Raw genomic sequence first — 17,374 nt, forward strand, 5'->3', positions numbered from 1 at the left:
GTTTTTTTAATGTTTGACTATATTAATTACAGGTGCAATGAGCCGGAACGTTGATATGGGCTGCGCAGCTCTTCGTTCATAATCTGCCTGAACACGGCTCGTTACTTCTGTTTTTTTTATTCTTTTGATGTTTGTTGTTGTGATGAGTATGGAAGAATCACATTTTTTTCAGTTCTTCCTTTATTCTGTATAATCTTACGGATACGTTTTTTGTCGTTATTCCGATGATGGCGCCTATCTCGTCGTAACTCATATCTTCAAGCCAAAGTAAAACGATGGCACGGTCAAACGGCTTCAGACGGCTGATGCGGCTGTGAAGGAGTGTGGTCTGATTGCGATCCGAGCTTTTCTCGTCAAACAGGTCGATGTTCATATCGAGTTGTGCCGCAGCCCTGCGTTTTTTCTTTCTGTCGGCTGATATACATGTGTTGAATGCCACACGATATATCCATGTCTTCACATTGCTGTGCTTCTTGAAGTTGGCGAAGCCTTGCCAAAGGTTTATCAGTACCTCCTGAAACAGGTCGGCCACTTCGTCTGCATCGTTGGAGAACATGTAACATACGGTATATATGGTGTTTTTGTGTTCACGTACCACCTGTGCAAATTCTTTTTCTGATATATTCATATCCGTATTGATTTTGATGGATTTCTATATATTAGACGTCGTATCAGATTGAAAAACTACGTTTGTTGTGTACAAAATTACTGATATTTGAACATAATTACCATGGAAAGATGTTTTTTATAGGTAAATTTGCACTTGTGTACCGAATGGCGATAACCGAAAACAAATACAATTATATAAAATGAAGAGAAATCTATTATTACAATTCAAGACAACATTGGCTGTAATGTGTTGTATGTATTCCGTCAATTCGTCGGCTGTCGATATAGAATGGTATGACGGTAGTACGTCAGTTACATACAACGTACAGAAAAGTGTAGACCCCGTGGTGCTTACGGCTCTTGATATGTTCGGCAGTGACATGCAGGCCGTAACGGGGCGTAGGGCTAGGCCGGTATCGGTCGACGGTGCCTCAATAAGGATAATCGAGGCAGACCGTGCTTCCGGCTCCGTGCTCAGGCGGCTTAAGAAAGAGGGTGTGCCCGTAGACAGTCTGATGACATTGACCGACGGGTTTCATATATCTGTCATCGGCAGGCAGATTACCGTGGTGGGGGCCAACGGCCGCGGAACGGCTTACGGCGTGCTTGAACTGTCGCGTATGGCCGGTGTGTCACCGTGGATATGGTGGGGCGATGTGTTGCCCGAACGCCGCAACCGGCTCATAATAGACAGCGGTTACCGGACGTTGCAGGGTGCGTCGGTGGAATATCGCGGCATATTCATTAATGACGAAGACTGGACTTTGCGTCCGTGGAGCTACGGTACATACGAGCCGGCAGAGTTCGGGCAGATAGGTCCGCGTACGTATAAGAAAGTTTTCCAATTGTTGCTTCGTCTTCGTGCCAACGCCATCTGGCCGGGCATGCACACCGGGACAAAGGCGTTTTTCCGTACGGAAGGTGCCAAGGCTGTTGCCGACAGCTGTGGCATAGCCATCGGCACGTCACACTGCGAACCGTTGCTGCGCAACAATGTGGATGAGTGGAATGAGAAGCAGCGCGGACGTTACAACTATATGACCAACCGTCAGGCTGTCCATGACTATTGGATAGAGCGGCTTAAAGAGGTGAAAGGCTCGGCCGGCGGCAACATGTTTACCATAGGCATGCGTGGCATACACGACGGTTCGATGGAAGGCGTGAAGACCATGGATGAGAAGCAGACGGCACTGCAACAGGTGATAGACGACCAGCAGGAGTTGTTGCGGAAGTATATAGGTGCACCGGAACGGCAGACACAGGTGTTTGTACCTTACAAGGAAGTGCTTGAGATATACGAGCGCGGCCTGCGTGTGCCCGACTATGTCACGCTGATGTGGTGTGACGACAACTACGGATATATGACCCGTCTGTCGAATGCTGCCGAACAGAAGCGTACGGGTGGGGGAGGAATATATTATCATCTGAGTTATTGGGGACGTCCCCACGACTATCTGTGGCTCACCACCACCCAGCCCGGACTTATATACAACGAGATGCGCGAGGCATACGATCATAACGTGCGCAAGGTGTGGATTGTCAACGTGCACGACCCAAAGGTGGCCGGTTACGACCTTGAACTTTTTCTCGATATGGCCTGGAACATTGACTGTGTATCGTCGTCAACCCTGAACGACCATTATCTTGCATGGCTCTGCCGTCAGTTCGGTACGGAGGCAGGCAAGAAACTGTTTCCCGCCATGCACGAGTTCTACCGTCTTTGCGGTGAGCGCCGTCCGGAATTCATGGGGTGGAGTCAGGTTGAACTTGACAAGAAGACATATGCCCGCGGACTGAGTCCGGTGGTCAACACCGAGTTCAGCACTACGGCTTTCGGCGGTGAGCTTGACCGCTATCTGGAACGCTACGCTGATGTAAGACGTACTGTCAGTGATGCAGAGCGACTGATACGTCCGGAATTGCGCGATGCCTATTTCGCCGCTGTAAAGTATCCTGTTTATGCCGCCGATGCGCATGCCCGCAAGATACTGGAATCTCAGCGTGCACGCCAGTTGGCAACGGGAAGCACACAGAAGGATATGTTTGCTTCGAACGCAGCCCTTTACACTGCCGTGGCACGCAGTCAGAGCGCCTATCAGGAGATACGTCGTCTGACGGAATACTACAACGAAACCATGTCGGGAGGCAAGTGGCGACGTTCTATGAACATGCGGCCGCGTGACCTGCCTGTATATGCGGCACCGTCGCTGCCGACATTGCTTGACGACAGGGAAGTGGCGGAATGGCTTGGCAAGGCCCGGCAAGGCCAGTGCCACGAGCTTGATACCGAGGGAGCCATCGTGCGCAATGCTTGCGACTATTCGTCGGCATCGGCCGGAGTACGTGCCGTGCAGATGCTCGGTCACAGTATGAATGCCGTGGCGTTGCCAAAGGATGGCACTCTTACTTACGACTTTGTGGCTGAGCGCGACGGCAAAGCCGTTTTGCGTACGGCTATGATTCCAACGCAGCCAAATGACAATGGCGACCTGCGCTACAGTGTCAGTATAGACGGTGGCGAACCTACGGTATATACGCTGAAGGAAAAGTTCCGTTCGGAAAGATGGAAACAGAATGTACTGCGCGGTCAGGCCGTGCGCGAATTGCCTGTAGACATTGCAAAGGGCCGTCACACGCTCGTCATCCGTGCGCTCGACAACCACATCATTGCCGACCAATGGATGATAGATTTCAATCCGCAACGCAAGCACTATCTGTTTCCTGTGAAATAAATAATGAAGAAAGGCTGAAAATGACAAAATCAATCATAACGTCGCTTTTCATTCTGTCCGCAACCTTTTCATTCGGAGAGGGCCGGAATGTCAATAAGGATATTTCAACAGCTGTCATTTATTTGTCGGGTCATGGTGCGGACGATGCGGTGGAATGGGATTTCCGTTGTTCCGGTGGTATGAACAGTGGGCGATGGCAAAAGATAGACGTGCCGTCATGCTGGGAGCAACAGGGTTTCGGAGAATACACATACGGCCGCTACTACAAGAAACCAGGCGGTCGTGCGAGTGACGAAAACGGACTTTACCGACGCACATTCCGTGTGCCGTCAGCATGGAATGGCCGTAAAGTGGAGATTGTGTTTGAAGGAGTGATGACCGATGCCGCTGTCACTGTAAACGGCATTTCGGCCGGCGACGTGCATCAGGGCGGATTTACGGCCTTCTCTTACGACATAAGCGGTCTTTTGCGTTACGGCAAGACCAACACACTTGAGGTAATGGTAGAGAAGCAGTCTAAGGACAAATCGGTAAACTCAGCTGAGCGACGTGCCGACTGGTGGCTTTTCGGTGGAATATACCGTCCCGTTTATCTGCGGGCTTTGCCTGCGGTACACATCGCTCATGCAGCTGTAGATGCCCGTGCCGATGGTACACTGAACGTAAAAGTCGGCACAGAAGGAGTCACCGCCGGATATACCTTGCAGATGTCTGTAGACGGAATGGCACCGCAGTCGGCACAGCTGTCGTCTATTTCCAACAGGTCGGGAGAATCTTCAGTGACAACCTCTTCCGTCACTTCCCGTTGGCCGGGAATATCACTATGGGATCCTGAACATCCCAATATGCACACTCTTATTCTGCGTCTTGTAGCTCCTGACGGTACGGTGGCACACGAGACGACGCAACGTGTAGGGTTTCGTACAGTTGAATTCCGCCGTCGTGACGGATTCTATCTTAACGGCCGCAAGCTGACGATAAAAGGTGTCAACCGACATTGTTTCTATCCTGAGACCGGGCGTACAACGAGCCGCCGCCTCGACGTTGGGGATGTAAAGCTGGTGAAGGCGATGAACGCCAACGCCATACGCTCGCACTATCCGCCTGATGCTCATCTGCTCGACATATGCGACTCGCTCGGAGTGCTTTATCTCAACGAGTTGCCAGGATGGCAGAACCATTATTCCACAGCCGTTGGCAGCCGTATTGTACGCGAGATGGTGATGCACGACGCCAATCATCCATGTATCTTTGCCTGGGCCAACGGTAATGAAGGAGGTTTCAACACGGCTCTTGACACACTCTTTGCATGCTATGACCCTCAGCGCCGCCATGTCATACATCCTTGGGCACTGTTCGACGGTGTCGACGCCCATCACTATCCGGCCTATCAGACGGGCGTCGGCCGTTTGGCCAACGGCAACGAAGTGTTCATGCCCACTGAGTTCCTTCACAGTCAGTATGACAAGGGGGCAGGCACGTCGCTCGACGACTATTGGGCCAATTGGAGCCGTAACCCGCTATTTGCCGGAGGATTCATCTGGGCACTCATAGACGAAGGTGTGGCCCGTACCGACCGTGGAGGAAGTATAGATACCGACGGTACCAATGCGCCCGACGGTATTGTCGGTCCGCACCGCGAGCGGGAAGCCAGTTGGTACACCGTGCGCGATGTGTGGTCGCCCATACAGATAGCTCCTGTGGCAGTCACGTCATCTTTTGACGGCACATTCCGTGTAAGCAACAATTATCTTTTCAGTCGCCTTGGCGAATGCTGGATGAAATATGAACTGCTGTCGGTTACTTCGCCGCTGGCGGGAGCAGGCCGCGACGATGATAACGTTGCGGCACGTACGGTGGCTTCGGGTTGTGTTGGCTTGCCCGACGTGGCTCCGGGTGAGACAGGTACGGCCCGAATGACATTGCCCGATAACTTTGCTGCCGGCGACTTGCTTAGGTTGACCGCTTTCACTGCATCCGGTGATACCGTCAATACATGGTCGTATCCCATACGTCATAGCGATGAGTATTGGGCTAAAGAGAGATTGGCAATACCGGATGATGCCGGTTTGGGCATATCTACGGTTTCATGTTCTCATGGTGCGCCCGTGGTTCTCGAGTCAGCCGGTGTGCGTGCCGAGTTCAACCGCGAAAGCGGTATGCTGGTCAATGTGAGCATGGACGGGCGTACTATACCTTTCGGCGGCGGTCCGCTGCCGGTGGGCATGAAGATGCGCCTGCTTGATATCAAGTCTCGTCAAGACGGCCGTGACGCACTGTTGGTGATGACTTATTCCGGTGCTGTCGACTCTATCGTGTGGCGAATGACGGCCGAAGGACTTCTCGGCATGGATGCCGTGTTGCTCAACAGCCGTGACGGCAAGCGTTTCGGTGGGCAGTTTTTCGATACCGACGTGCGCAACTTCGGATTCAGTTTCACATATCCTGAAACTCTGTGCACGGGTATGCAATGGTTCGGACGTGGTCCATATCGTGTATGGCGCAACCGTCAGCGCGGCCAGACGATTGGATTGTGGCAAAAAGAATATAACAACACCGTGACAGGACAATCGGACGGTCGTCTTGTATATCCCGAATTCAAGGGTTATCATGCCAATCTCTATTGGGCAAGGATGCTGTCTGCCACGGCTCCGTTCACCGTATACAGCGAGACCGACGGCTTGTATTTCCGTGTGTTCACTCCTGAAGAGCCTACCGACAGTGAAGGCAAGAAGGTGCATACCATGCAACCATTTCCCGAAGGTGACCTTTCGTTCCTGTTCGAGATACCGGGCATGCGGTCGTATAAACCTATCGAACAGCTTGGTCCGCAGGCTCAGCCCAGTCACATCCGCATCAACAAGGGTGACGAGGGATTGCGGATGAAGCTATGGTTCGATTTCAGATAATAATTTCCATGTAAAAAATGAATAGGATGAAACGAATATCAAAACTGTCTTTTATTATCAGCATAATGTCTGTAACGGTGTCGGCGCAGACAGATATACGCGTGGCACGATATTGGGGTGACAGGGCTGCGGCCGTCAGTTATACGTTTGACGACGGTCTGGCAGAGCATTATACCAAGGTTTATCCGCAACTGAAGCGTCGCGGGCTGAAAGCCACTTTTGCCGTGATAGGCAACAGGGTGGGAGATGAATGGAAAGGTACACCATGCATGACATGGGAACAACTCAAAGAAATGGCTGCCGACGGACAGGAAGTTACCAATCACGGATGGAGTCATTCCGCTGTAGACCGACTTACGGGAGAAGCCTTGCGGCATGAGGTGCAACGTTGCGACACGGCCATATACGAGCATACGGGAGTGATGCCGCGCACGTTTGTATATCCCGGCAACCGTAAGACACCCGAGGCACTGGCTCTATGCAGCCAGGGACGTACCGGTACGCGTACGGAACAGGTCAGTATAGGTTCAAAGCGCGATTCGACATGGCTGCGACGGTGGGTTGACGGACTTGTATCATCAGGCAGCTGGGGTGTTGGCATGACTCATGGCATCACCTGTGGTTACGATTCTCTTGGCGACCCCACACGCTTTTGGAAACATCTGGACTATGTGTCGCGCCGGCGTGACAGCCTGTGGATAGCACCGCTGGCCGATGTGGCGGCATACGTGGCCGAACGTGACAACGTGAAGTTGAAAATAAACCGTCGTAAGGACAAAACCGTCATAAAGCCTCGAATGTCGCTTGACAAGGCTGTTTACAGTCAGCCGCTCACGCTTGTCGTGACGTCCGACAAACCGCTCGTGGCCGTGCAAGACGGCAGGCAGCTCTATGTAAGGCGTCGCGGTAAAAGCCTCATGATAGATTTTCTGCCGGGTGGCGGAAGTATAGAGATAAGCCCCATGGAAGGTTGCGAGGCGGGTGGGGCGGCACCGGTGTTCCTCACCGCAGGGCAGTCAAATACTGATGGCCGTGCGTATGTATCGGACATGCCTGAACGTCTGCGCAAAAAATACAATCATCTGCATTTTGCAAATGTAACTACCAGGCGTACCGGACATTTCGGTGACCGGACATTTGACGACAGAAAAGGCCGTTGGGCCTACTGCGATGTGGTCAACCGTCTGTTGGACGGCACCCTCGGCTGTGACTTCTATTCGATAAAGGCTTCTGTGGGCGGAACGTCGATAGATACCGTCGCGGGTGGGCCCAAGCGTCCGTCATGGTATGCCGGTGCAGGATGGCTGGCTGCCAACAAGGCATATGACGGTGATGTGGCTACGGGCCGTTCGCTCACCAAATCACTTACAGAGGGTTTCGCTATGTGTGTTGACAGCACACTCGTCAGTCTGCCCCAAGGGTATGATGTGAAGGCCATAATGTGGCATCAGGGTGAGAGCGACCGTCATGCAGCTGCCGACTACTACAAGAATTTCAAGGATATGATATGCTACATACGTGAGTTTATAAGCCTTAAGACAGGACGGGCCGAATACCTTAACATACCTTTCATCTTCGGCACCGTTCCTCATGCAAGCCGTCAATACAGTGCCGGCGTGGAAAAGGCCCAAAGGCGTGTGGCTGCCGAACTGCCTGATGTGTATTGCATAGACCTGAGCAAGGCATGGCTCGGCCGTGACAATCTGCACTTCGCTGCTGACTGGACCGAGCGTATAGGTCAGATGATGTTCAACGAGCTTGTACGCCTCGGGGTGGTTCGTGACAACGAGGTAGACACAGGTATGTATTGACAATATACTTGCAATAAAAATTTGGATAAAGGTCCAAGATTGCGTAACTTTGCCGGCAAAAGGATTTTTCAGACAAAGCAAACGGCATGATGAAACCAGAGAAAGAGACCATACGTCTTGACAGACTGAGCATAGGTTATCGTGGCAAGGACGGGGTGACAACGGTTGCCGGCGGCATATGTGCGTCGATACGTTGCGGCGAACTGACATGTCTGCTCGGGGCCAACGGAGTGGGAAAGAGTACGTTGTTGCGTACTCTTTCGTATTTTCAACCTTCGTTGAGCGGAAGTGTATATATAAACGGCAGGGAAATGAGTACGTTCGGTGATCGCGAACTGGCCCGTACCATTGGCGTTGTACTTACCGATAAGCCTGACACTGTAAATATGACAGTACGCGAGCTCGTCTGTCTCGGACGCTCTCCATATACCGGTTTTTGGGGAACGTGTTCGCAGGAAGACATGAATGTTGTTGCCGAGGCAATGGCGATGGTTGGCATTGACTCGCTGGACTCGCGTATGGTAAGTACGCTGAGCGATGGTGAGAGGCAGAAAGTTATGATAGCCAAGGCGTTGGCCCAACAGACTCCTGTGATATATCTTGATGAGCCGACGGCATTTCTCGATTTTCCGAGCAAGGTGGAGATAATGCAATTACTCCATCGTATCAGCCATACCATGCAGAAGACCGTGTTTCTTTCAACTCATGATCTTGAATTGGCTCTTCAGATTGCAGATACCGTGTGGCTTCTTTCTTCAGGTGGTGCGCTGACTATAGGATCACCGGAGGATATGGCGCTTGACGGCAGTCTGTCGTCATTCTTTTCCGGTCGTGGAATATCGTTTGACCAACAGACTGGGCTTTTTACAGTCACTGCCGATATTGTCCGTCGTATACATATTTCCGGATGCAATGGTCCGCGGATGGCAATGGTCCGCAAGGCTTTGCACCGCCGTGGCATAGAGACTACAGATGAAGTCTTGTCCGATGAAATATCAATAGAGGTTACTATGTCGGCATTCCGTATTGTTTTTAAAGACGGCAGCAGCAGTTATGTGAGTACGGTGGCGGAACTTATGGAGTTTGTTTAGATATTGTTTTGTCACGACGTTTCGAAACTAATATATATATGCCGTGTGACAATTTTAGTTCGGCTCATTCGTTCGAATTGTATAATAAAAGAAGCATCAATTGCCGTACTATGCAATTGACGCTTCTTTAAGTGGGCCATCCAGGGCTTGAACCTGGGACCTCCAGATTATGAGTCTGTTGCTCTAACCAACTGAGCTAAAAGCCCGAAAAACCAATTGTTGATTGATTTCGGGTGCAAAGTTACATAAAAAAATCAAATTACCAAATATTTTTTTGTGAAAAGAAACTAAATTAATTCTATATACTTGGTTGACATGGCCTTTTTAGCTAATTTTGCAGAGAATAAATACCTTATAAGGAAGGAGTATGTCAAATGGATAATAAAACAGACGGATGTGATATAAACCGTACTGGACTTACTGGTGTGCAGGCTGCGGAGAACAGGTTGAAGTATGGTGATAATGTTCTCACGCCTCCTGCACGAACGTCAATGTGGCTACTTTATATTGAAAAGTACGACGATCCCATTATACGTATTTTGCTTGTAGCTGCAGCCGTGTCGTTGGCATTGGCTTTTGTAAACGGGGAATTTGTCGAAACTGTGGGTATCTTTTTTGCCATCTTTCTTGCCACTACAATAGGTTTCTTTTTTGAGCGCGACGCAGCACGTAAGTTTGATGTACTCACGGCTATAGGCGAGGAACAGCCGGTAAAGGTTGTTCGTGACGGTAAAGTGTGTGAGATAGCACGTCGTGAAGTGACCGTAGGCGATGTTGTGATGGTAGAGGTGGGCGATGAGGTGCCGGCCGACGGCTTTCTTTTTGAGGCCACGGATCTGCAGATAGACGAATCGGCTCTTACGGGCGAACCTGTGACGGATAAATACGTCAATGAAAGTCACGTCAGTACTGCCGCCGTATCGGAAAACTCTTCCATCGACAATGTGATGCGTAATGCCGACGAGGCTGCATATCCTGCCGATATGTTGTTGCGTTCGACGATGGTGATGAATGGTAACGGTAGAATGGTAGTGACGGCAGTGGGCGATGGCACTGAGATAGGGCGTGTGGCCCACGACGCCACGGAGCTGACAGCCGTAAAGACACCGCTCAACCGCCAGCTCGACCGGCTTGCCTCGATGATAAGCAAAGTTGGGGTAACTGTGGCTATGGCAGCTTTTGTTGTGTTTTTGGGCCACGATGTACTTACACAGCCGTTATGGCATACAGATGATTATGTGCAGATGGCCGGAGTGGTGCTGCGCTATTTTATGATGGCTGTCACGCTGATAGTGATGGCCGTGCCTGAAGGTCTGCCGATGGCAGTGACGCTGGCTTTGGCGCTCAATATGCGCCGTATGCTCAAAAGCAACAATCTGGTGCGCAAACTCCATGCTTGTGAGACTATGGGGGCTGTGACCGTGATTTGTACCGACAAGACCGGCACGTTGACGCAGAACAAGATGAGGGTGAACGAGATAGAAGTACTGCCGGTTGGAGACGACAGCAAATCAGGATATTCATTCCCTTCATTGGCCCTGTCTTTCGCCCTCAACACCACAGCCGAGCTCGATGACAGCCGTGGCATAGGCAACCCTACGGAAGTGGCTCTGCTGAGGTGGCTCACCGGTCACGGCGCCGACTATAGGGCATTGCGGGCATCAGTACCGATAGAAGAGAGGTTGCCGTTCTCCACAGAACGTAAATATATGGCTACGTTGTGCGATGTGGATGGTGTAAGGTGGCTGTTTGTCAAGGGTGCACCTGAAATTGTCATGGCCCGTTGTGTAATGACTGACGAAGAGCGCACCCGTGTTACAGGAATGCTTGCGGGGTGGCAGAACAAGGCTATGCGCACATTGGCATTTGCATGCCGCAGATGTGACACTATGGAGGTGAGTGATATGACACTTCAGTGTGTGGCCGCCATCAGCGATCCTCTGCGCGAGGAGGTGCCCGATGCCATACGCAGTTGCATCAGTGCCGGTATAAATGTGAAGATAGTTACCGGCGACACCTCGGCAACGGCTATGGAGATAGCACGTCAGATAGGGATGAGCCTGACAGCGGAATCAGTCATTACCGGTCCGGAATTTGCAGCTCTCGGTGACGATGAGGCTTTGGAGCGTGTGTCGGAAATACGGGTGATGAGCCGTGCGCGGCCTGCCGACAAGCAGCGGCTTGTCAATCTGCTGCAGCGGCGTGGCGAGGTGGTGGCTGTCACCGGCGACGGTACAAACGACGCTCCCGCACTCAACCATGCTCATGTAGGACTGTCGCTCGGTTCCGGAACGAGTGTGGCCAAGAATGCAAGCGACATGACACTCATCGACGATTCTTTCAACAGTATTGTCAGTGCTGTAGAGTGGGGACGCTCGCTGTACAACAATATACGCAGGTTTATCTTTTTCCAGCTTGTTGTCAATGTCACGGCTCTGCTGCTCGTACTCGGAGGCTCTTTTATAGGTACCGAGATGCCGCTCACGATAACGCAGATACTTTGGGTCAACCTTATTATGGATACTTTTGCTGCGATGGCTCTTGCATCATTGCCGCCCGAGAAAGAGGTGATGAACGACAGGCCGCGCAGTCAGGCCGACTTTATAGTCAGCCGTTCCATGGCCCGGGCCATAAGTGTTGTGGGTGCAGTGTTTTTTGTAACGATGCTTTCGCTGCTCTATTATTTTGAGCATATAGCCGGATTGTCGGACGAAGAGCTGACGGTGTTCTTTACGGTCTTTGTAATGTTGCAGTGGTGGAACCTGTTCAATGCCAAGGCTCTCGGCAGTTGTAAACCGGCATTGCAAGGCATGTTGAAAGACCGTGGGCTGTTGCTCGTGCTTGCCATTATCATAGCGGGACAGTGGATTATAGTCACATTCGGAGGCAGAATGTTTCGAACAGTTCCGCTTGATGCTTTCACATGGCTGTGGATAGTTGCCGCAACATCACCTGTGCTGATTGCCGGTGAGCTGTGGAGATGGATGATGAGAATAAAACGGACAGGGAAACATTAATAGAACGTTTTCGTCAAGTCAAATGGGCAGAGCGAAATTTGTTTCAACTCTGCCATGGCGAGAAAACACAAGATGAAATCCAACAATAAAGTTAGGGACTATGAGAGTGATAATACCGGCTGAAGGCATGAAGCCCAAAGGGCCATGCGTTGGTACGATTGGATTCTTTGACGGTGTGCACCGAGGTCACCGTCATCTGATAAAACAGGTGAGGGAGATAGCCGCAGCGAATGGTATGGAGTCGATGGTGATCACCTTTGACCGTCATCCGCGTGAAGTGCTGCATAGTGATTTCCAACCGAGGTTGCTCAGCACTTTCGGCGAGAAGAAAGAACTGCTTGCGCAGACGGGGGTGGACAATTGTGTGGTTCTGCCTTTCGACGAGACTATGGCTGCACTGTCGGCACGCGACTTCATGAGCGATGTGCTTTGCGGACAGCTGGGACTGAAAGCTCTTATAACGGGCTACGACAACCGCTTCGGACATAACCGCAGTGAGGGATTCGGCGACTATGTGGCTTACGGACGGGAGATGGGGCTCGATGTGCGTCAGGGTGACGTTTTTGTGCTCAATGGTGTCAACGTCAGTTCGTCGGTGATACGTTCGTTTCTGCAAGAGGGTGAAGTGGAGATGGCCCGCCGTTGTCTTGGTTACCCGTATACATTGTCCGGGCATGTGGTGTCGGGTGAGCATGTTGGTTGCAGTATTGGTTTTCCAACGGCAAATCTCGAACCCGACGACAACCGCAAACTTATACCTGCATCCGGTGTTTATGCCGTGACGGTGGCTCTTGCCGGCGATGCAAGACTGTATCGCGGAATGATGAACATCGGCACACGTCCCACATTCGACGGCACACGTCAGACTATAGAGATTCACATATTTGGATTCTCGGGTGATGTTTACGGTATGTCTATGGGTGTGTCGTTCGTCAAGAGACTGAGAGAAGAACGGCGGTTTCGCGATGTTGACGAACTGGTACGGCAGTTGAACAAGGATAAAGAGATGACCGAAGAGATATTCAAGGATTCCGGTAGTAAGGTATGATGGTAGGAATTTCAACCTTAAAAAGGATAGAAAAAATAAGAGATTTATGAAGAATGCTTTGATTTATTTAGCAGTGTTTCTTGCAATTCAGGTCGGTGTGACGTCCGGTGTGCAGTTGTTGTGGCGGTTGGCAAGCGGTTCCGGGGACATGACAGCGATGATGCTCATTGTGGCATCCGGTGCGTTCAGCATAGTGACCATGGTCGTGTTTCTGCTTGCACGGTGGGCAGTGGTGTCCCGCAATTATGTACGTTCTGGACCATGGGACGTCCTCTTCTGGTGTGCTGTAGCTGCTTTGGGGGCCATAGTGCCGTCATTATGGATTCAGGAACGGATGCCGGAATTGCCCAATCTTTTGGATGTCCATATGGATATGGTTCTCAGAGAGCGCTGGGGGTATGTGGCAGTGGGGTTGTTGGCCCCGCTTGTAGAAGAACTTGTGTTTCGCGGCGCCATACTCCGTGCTCTGTTCCGTCAGTGGAAGTCCCGGCCGTGGTTGTGCATCACTGTCTCGGCCGCGATATTTGCTGTGGTTCACGGTAACCCCGCACAGATGCCGCATGCTTTCGTCATTGGTATTCTCCTCGGATGGATGTATGTCCGAACGGGCAGCATTGTCCCCGGAGTGGTATATCATTGGGTGAACAATACCATTGCTTATGTGTTGTATAACATCTTTCCCATACCCGATGCTCAACTTATCATGTATTTCGGCACGGAGACACGCGTTGTGCTTGCTTTGCTTTGTTCGTTCTGCATGCTGATTCCGGCGCTGTTCCAGTTGAACAGGAGGATGTAAAGCCAGCCCCCTATAATCCCCCAAAGGGGGATACTGAGTTCCCGTGTCTTTGGGTGGTTATCAAATATCCCCCTTTGAAGGATTATAGGAGTGAAGTTGGCACATCAAGTAGGATTATATTGGTTATCAGGTATCCCCCTTTGAAGGATTATAGGAGTGAAGTTGGCACATCAAGTAGGATTATATTGGTTATCAGGTATCCCCCTTTGGGGGATTATAGGGGGGCTGGTTCTATAGGAAACCCAAAATTCTCTTTATCTCTTCAAGATTTGTAGCTGTGACGATATGGTCGCGCCACGAGCCGCGCACGAATCCGCGCTGCTGCAAGTCGTCAAGCATGGCTATGAGTGAATCCCAGAAACCGTCGACGTTATACAGAATAATGCGCTTTGAGTGGTATCCGATGGTGGCCGATGCCGCCACGGTGAATATCTCGTCGAGCGTGCCGATACCGCCCGGCAGGGCGATGAACACATCGCTTTGGGTCATCATCAGTTCCTTGCGGTCGCTGAGATTGTCGCAGGGAATGTGCACGTCGATGTGGCGGCTGGTGCGTCCGCGTTCCTCAACCTTAGTGGGTACTACTCCTATCGTTCTTGCCCCGTTCTCACGTGCGGTCCGCCCTATGCACTCCATCAGTCCGAGGTCGCAGCCGCCGAACACCACCGTATGGCCTTTTTCCGCCATCCAGCGTCCCAACTCCTCGGTGGCGGAGAAGTAGGTTTTGGCTATGTTGCTGTTGGCGGAACAGAATATACATATTTTCATGATTGTGCAAACTTACGACAAATCTGTGTAAAATACGAATTTCGGTCAAGATTTGTTAGGGATATATCATTATGTCAGCTGACTTTCCTTTAAGGAAAGAATCATTTCTTTATTCTGCCGTTATGGAAATCACGCCTTTTTTATGTACATTTAGATAGAGATTACGGAGTGACGATGTCTCATCACGTTGAAAGTGATTATCTGAAATAGTCGTGACAACGCCACTCCCGTTTCAGTACAACGGCTTTGTACTGCCAGTACAAGGCCTGTGTACCAATAGTTCAAGGCCGTTGTACCGGCAGTACAGCGGCCCCGTACCGGTATATGTGTGCTCCTGATATCTCGCTTTAGCGTAAAAAATGCGCGTTTTTTCATTGATGTGTATTACTGTTTGTCTTAAATTTCATAACTTTGCACACCGATTGTGCATGCCGCAGGCATATACACAGTAACAGCAACTACACAACAATACATACAGCAATGACCGGAACAAACATATCCGATTTTGAGATAATGGCCCCCGTGGGTTCGCGCGACAGTCTGGCTGCGGCCATCAAGGCAGGGGCAGGCTCGGTGTATTTCGGCATAGAGAAACTCAACATGAGAGCTCACTCGGCCAGTACGTTCACCATTGGCGATTTGCGCGAGATTGCGGCCACGTGTGCCTCGCACGGTATAAAGACATATCTCACCGTCAATACCATCATCTACGGAGAGGATCTCTGTCAGATGCGCGAGATAATCGACGCAGCCCGCGAAGCTGGCATATCGGCCGTGATAGCCAGTGACGTGGCCGTGATGATGTATTGCCGCGAGGTGGGGCAGGAGGTGCATCTGTCTACGCAGCTCAACATCTCCAACATTGAGGCGCTGAAGTTTTATGCTCGGTTTGCAGATGTTGTGGTGTTGGCCCGCGAGCTCAACATGGACCAGGTGACCGAGATATACCGTGGCATATGCGAGGAGAACATTTGCGGCCCCTCAGGCCGTCGGGTCCGCATAGAGATGTTTTGCCACGGCGCACTGTGCATGGCCATCAGCGGCAAGTGCTACATGAGCCTCCACGAGGCCAACCGCAGTGCCAATCGCGGAAGCTGTGTTCAGATATGCCGACGCTCGTATACCGTTACCGACAATGAGACGGGCGAGCAACTGTCCATTGACAACAAATACATCATGAGTCCGAAGGACCTGAAGACTGTACGCTTCATCGACCGCATGATGGAGGCCGGTGTGCGGGTATTCAAGATAGAAGGCCGTGCCCGCGGACCGGAATATGTGAAAACAGTGGTGGAGTGTTACCGCGAGGCCATAGCGTCAGTGCTCGACGGTACGTTTACCGAGGAGAAAAAAGACATGTGGGACGAGCGTCTGGCCACCGTCTTCAACCGCGGATTCTGGGACGGGTACTATCAGGGGCAGACGCTTGGCGAGTGGAACCGTCACTACGGTTCGTGCGCAACCGAGCGCAAGGTGTATGTGGGCAAAGGTGTGAAGTATTTCAGCAAACTCGGAGTGGCCGAGTTTACGGTTGAGGCAACAGAATTTGCTCCTGGGGACAAACTCCTCATCACCGGTCCTACTACCGGCGCGCTCTATGTCACGCCCGATGTGGTGCATGGTGACCACGGTCCTGTAGAACGTGCCCGCAAAGGCACGCGCATAAGCATAGCAGTGCCGGAGAAAGTGAGACCGAGCGACAAGCTGTTCAGGATAGAAAAAGAAAGTTCCATGTAGTCTTCCCAAAGGTGACGCCTGCGGATAGCAGCAAGGGACATATAAAATATAACAACAATAAAATAATTACATAACTATACTCACAGGTGTCCCCTTTTTTTGGGGGGGGACCATAGGGGGCTTCTCATTATGACAATAAACGAACTTCAAGACGAAATCATCGAGGAATTTTCTGATTTCACAGACTGGATGGACAAGTATCAGTTGCTTATCGACTTAGGCAACGAGCAGGCACCGCTCGACGAGCGCTACAAGACGGAGAGCAACCTCATCGACGGCTGCCAAAGCCGTGTGTGGCTGCAAGCCGACTATGAAGACGGCCGTATCAACTTTACAGCCGAGAGCGACGCACTTATAGTCAAAGGTATCATAGCCTTGCTTATCAGAGTAGTAAGCGGACATACGCCTGATGAAATATTATCGGCCGACCTGTATTTCATCGACCGTATAGGTCTGAAAGACCATCTCAGTCCAACGCGCAGCAACGGACTGTTGGCCATGGTCAAGCAGATGCGCATGTATGCGCTGGCCTTCAAGGCCAAGGAAGGTGTATAAGACCATGATTGGAAGAATTGCTGTGCGGTCGTAACAGCCTGCCTGTTGTTTATGAAAGGATAAAAGCGCTAATTATAAGATACTTACATTTTTATCCCATATGTCTTTATGCTTTTGCCCTTGCAGGTAGGGTGGCCATAATTTGTGGTTCATTTTTAGTATCAAAATAGCATTAAATTTAGCAATAACTGTATGATATTTAAATAATTGACTTTTTATATTTTATCTCAAAAATGAACGTTATATGAGCAGAGTCGTTAAAATACGAAATTACTCAATTGCAACAATGTCATATTCT

11 protein-coding genes and 1 tRNA gene are annotated in these 17,374 nt (G+C 50.9%); 9 read left to right on the plus strand and 3 right to left on the minus strand.

Features of this window, described 5'->3' with window-relative positions; all coding sequences use genetic code 11:
- Positions 1–157: 157 nt before the first annotated feature.
- Complete coding sequence (locus HPS55_RS12000) at positions 158–628, minus strand: RNA polymerase sigma factor (RefSeq protein ID WP_172174431.1); 471 nt, start codon at positions 626–628, stop codon at positions 158–160.
- 181 nt (positions 629–809) lie between these two features.
- Here HPS55_RS12000 and HPS55_RS12005 point away from each other — a divergent pair, with 181 nt between their 5' ends.
- The 4 genes from HPS55_RS12005 (at position 810) to HPS55_RS12020 (ending at position 9,152) form a co-directional block, all read left to right on the plus strand.
- The gene (locus HPS55_RS12005; protein ID WP_172174434.1) at positions 810–3,341 is read left to right on the plus strand and encodes a glycosyl hydrolase 115 family protein; all 2,532 of its coding nucleotides are present in this window, start codon (positions 810–812) and stop codon (positions 3,339–3,341) included.
- Between the two features lie 20 nt (positions 3,342–3,361).
- Complete coding sequence (locus HPS55_RS12010) at positions 3,362–6,250, plus strand: glycoside hydrolase family 2 TIM barrel-domain containing protein (RefSeq protein ID WP_172174437.1); 2,889 nt, start codon at positions 3,362–3,364, stop codon at positions 6,248–6,250.
- A 26-nt stretch (positions 6,251–6,276) separates the two neighbouring features.
- The gene (locus HPS55_RS12015) at positions 6,277–8,061 is read left to right on the plus strand and encodes a polysaccharide deacetylase family protein (RefSeq protein ID WP_172174440.1); all 1,785 of its coding nucleotides are present in this window, start codon (positions 6,277–6,279) and stop codon (positions 8,059–8,061) included.
- 86 nt (positions 8,062–8,147) lie between these two features.
- On the plus strand, positions 8,148–9,152 hold the full coding sequence (locus tag HPS55_RS12020; protein ID WP_172174443.1) for an ABC transporter ATP-binding protein: 1,005 nt from the start codon (positions 8,148–8,150) through the stop codon (positions 9,150–9,152).
- Positions 9,153–9,284: 132 nt separating this feature from the next.
- On the opposite strand, the gene HPS55_RS12025 is transcribed toward HPS55_RS12020, so the two are convergent.
- Positions 9,285–9,358, minus strand: a tRNA-Ile gene (locus HPS55_RS12025).
- A gap of 168 nt (positions 9,359–9,526) precedes the next feature.
- Between HPS55_RS12025 and HPS55_RS12030 the strand changes: the two genes are divergently transcribed.
- The 3 genes from HPS55_RS12030 (at position 9,527) to HPS55_RS12040 (ending at position 14,016) form a co-directional block, all read left to right on the plus strand.
- Positions 9,527–12,169, plus strand: a complete 2,643-nt coding sequence (locus HPS55_RS12030; RefSeq protein WP_172174446.1) for a calcium-translocating P-type ATPase, PMCA-type — start codon at positions 9,527–9,529, stop codon at positions 12,167–12,169.
- A gap of 100 nt (positions 12,170–12,269) precedes the next feature.
- Complete coding sequence (locus tag HPS55_RS12035; protein ID WP_172174449.1) at positions 12,270–13,217, plus strand: bifunctional riboflavin kinase/FAD synthetase; 948 nt, start codon at positions 12,270–12,272, stop codon at positions 13,215–13,217.
- Positions 13,218–13,263: 46 nt separating this feature from the next.
- Positions 13,264–14,016: a CPBP family intramembrane glutamic endopeptidase gene (locus tag HPS55_RS12040; protein WP_172174452.1), complete on the plus strand. Its 753-nt coding sequence runs from the start codon at positions 13,264–13,266 to the stop codon at positions 14,014–14,016.
- A 231-nt stretch (positions 14,017–14,247) separates the two neighbouring features.
- Here HPS55_RS12040 and HPS55_RS12045 read toward each other — a convergent pair whose 3' ends face one another.
- Entirely contained in the window at positions 14,248–14,784 is a 537-nt protein-coding gene (locus HPS55_RS12045) for an LOG family protein (protein WP_172174455.1), read from the minus strand.
- 480 nt (positions 14,785–15,264) lie between these two features.
- Between HPS55_RS12045 and HPS55_RS12050 the strand changes: the two genes are divergently transcribed.
- Both HPS55_RS12050 and HPS55_RS12055 read left to right on the plus strand, forming a co-directional pair.
- Positions 15,265–16,521 (plus strand): peptidase U32 family protein, encoded by a 1,257-nt coding sequence (locus tag HPS55_RS12050; RefSeq protein WP_172174458.1) that lies wholly within the window; start codon positions 15,265–15,267, stop codon positions 16,519–16,521.
- Between the two features lie 129 nt (positions 16,522–16,650).
- The gene (locus tag HPS55_RS12055; RefSeq protein WP_172174461.1) at positions 16,651–17,076 is read left to right on the plus strand and encodes a SufE family protein; all 426 of its coding nucleotides are present in this window, start codon (positions 16,651–16,653) and stop codon (positions 17,074–17,076) included.
- Positions 17,077–17,374: the final 298 nt, after the last annotated feature.

Origin of the sequence: Xylanibacter rodentium, from assembly GCF_013166575.1 — a bacterium.
GTDB lineage: Bacteria > Bacteroidota > Bacteroidia > Bacteroidales > Bacteroidaceae > Prevotella > Prevotella rodentium.

Bases quoted from the DNA above. Each gene is read 5' to 3' on its own strand.
- HPS55_RS12000 (WP_172174431.1), bottom strand. From the start codon at position 628: ATGAATATATCAGAAAAAGAATTTGCACAGGTGGTACGTGAACACAAA.
- HPS55_RS12005 (WP_172174434.1), top strand. From the start codon at position 810: ATGAAGAGAAATCTATTATTACAATTCAAGACAACATTGGCTGTAATG.
- HPS55_RS12010 (WP_172174437.1), top strand. From the start codon at position 3,362: ATGACAAAATCAATCATAACGTCGCTTTTCATTCTGTCCGCAACCTTT.
- HPS55_RS12015 (WP_172174440.1), top strand. From the start codon at position 6,277: ATGAAACGAATATCAAAACTGTCTTTTATTATCAGCATAATGTCTGTA.
- HPS55_RS12020 (WP_172174443.1), top strand. From the start codon at position 8,148: ATGATGAAACCAGAGAAAGAGACCATACGTCTTGACAGACTGAGCATA.
- HPS55_RS12030 (WP_172174446.1), top strand. From the start codon at position 9,527: ATGGATAATAAAACAGACGGATGTGATATAAACCGTACTGGACTTACT.
- HPS55_RS12035 (WP_172174449.1), top strand. From the start codon at position 12,270: ATGAGAGTGATAATACCGGCTGAAGGCATGAAGCCCAAAGGGCCATGC.
- HPS55_RS12040 (WP_172174452.1), top strand. From the start codon at position 13,264: ATGAAGAATGCTTTGATTTATTTAGCAGTGTTTCTTGCAATTCAGGTC.
- HPS55_RS12045 (WP_172174455.1), bottom strand. From the start codon at position 14,784: ATGAAAATATGTATATTCTGTTCCGCCAACAGCAACATAGCCAAAACC.
- HPS55_RS12050 (WP_172174458.1), top strand. From the start codon at position 15,265: ATGACCGGAACAAACATATCCGATTTTGAGATAATGGCCCCCGTGGGT.
- HPS55_RS12055 (WP_172174461.1), top strand. From the start codon at position 16,651: ATGACAATAAACGAACTTCAAGACGAAATCATCGAGGAATTTTCTGAT.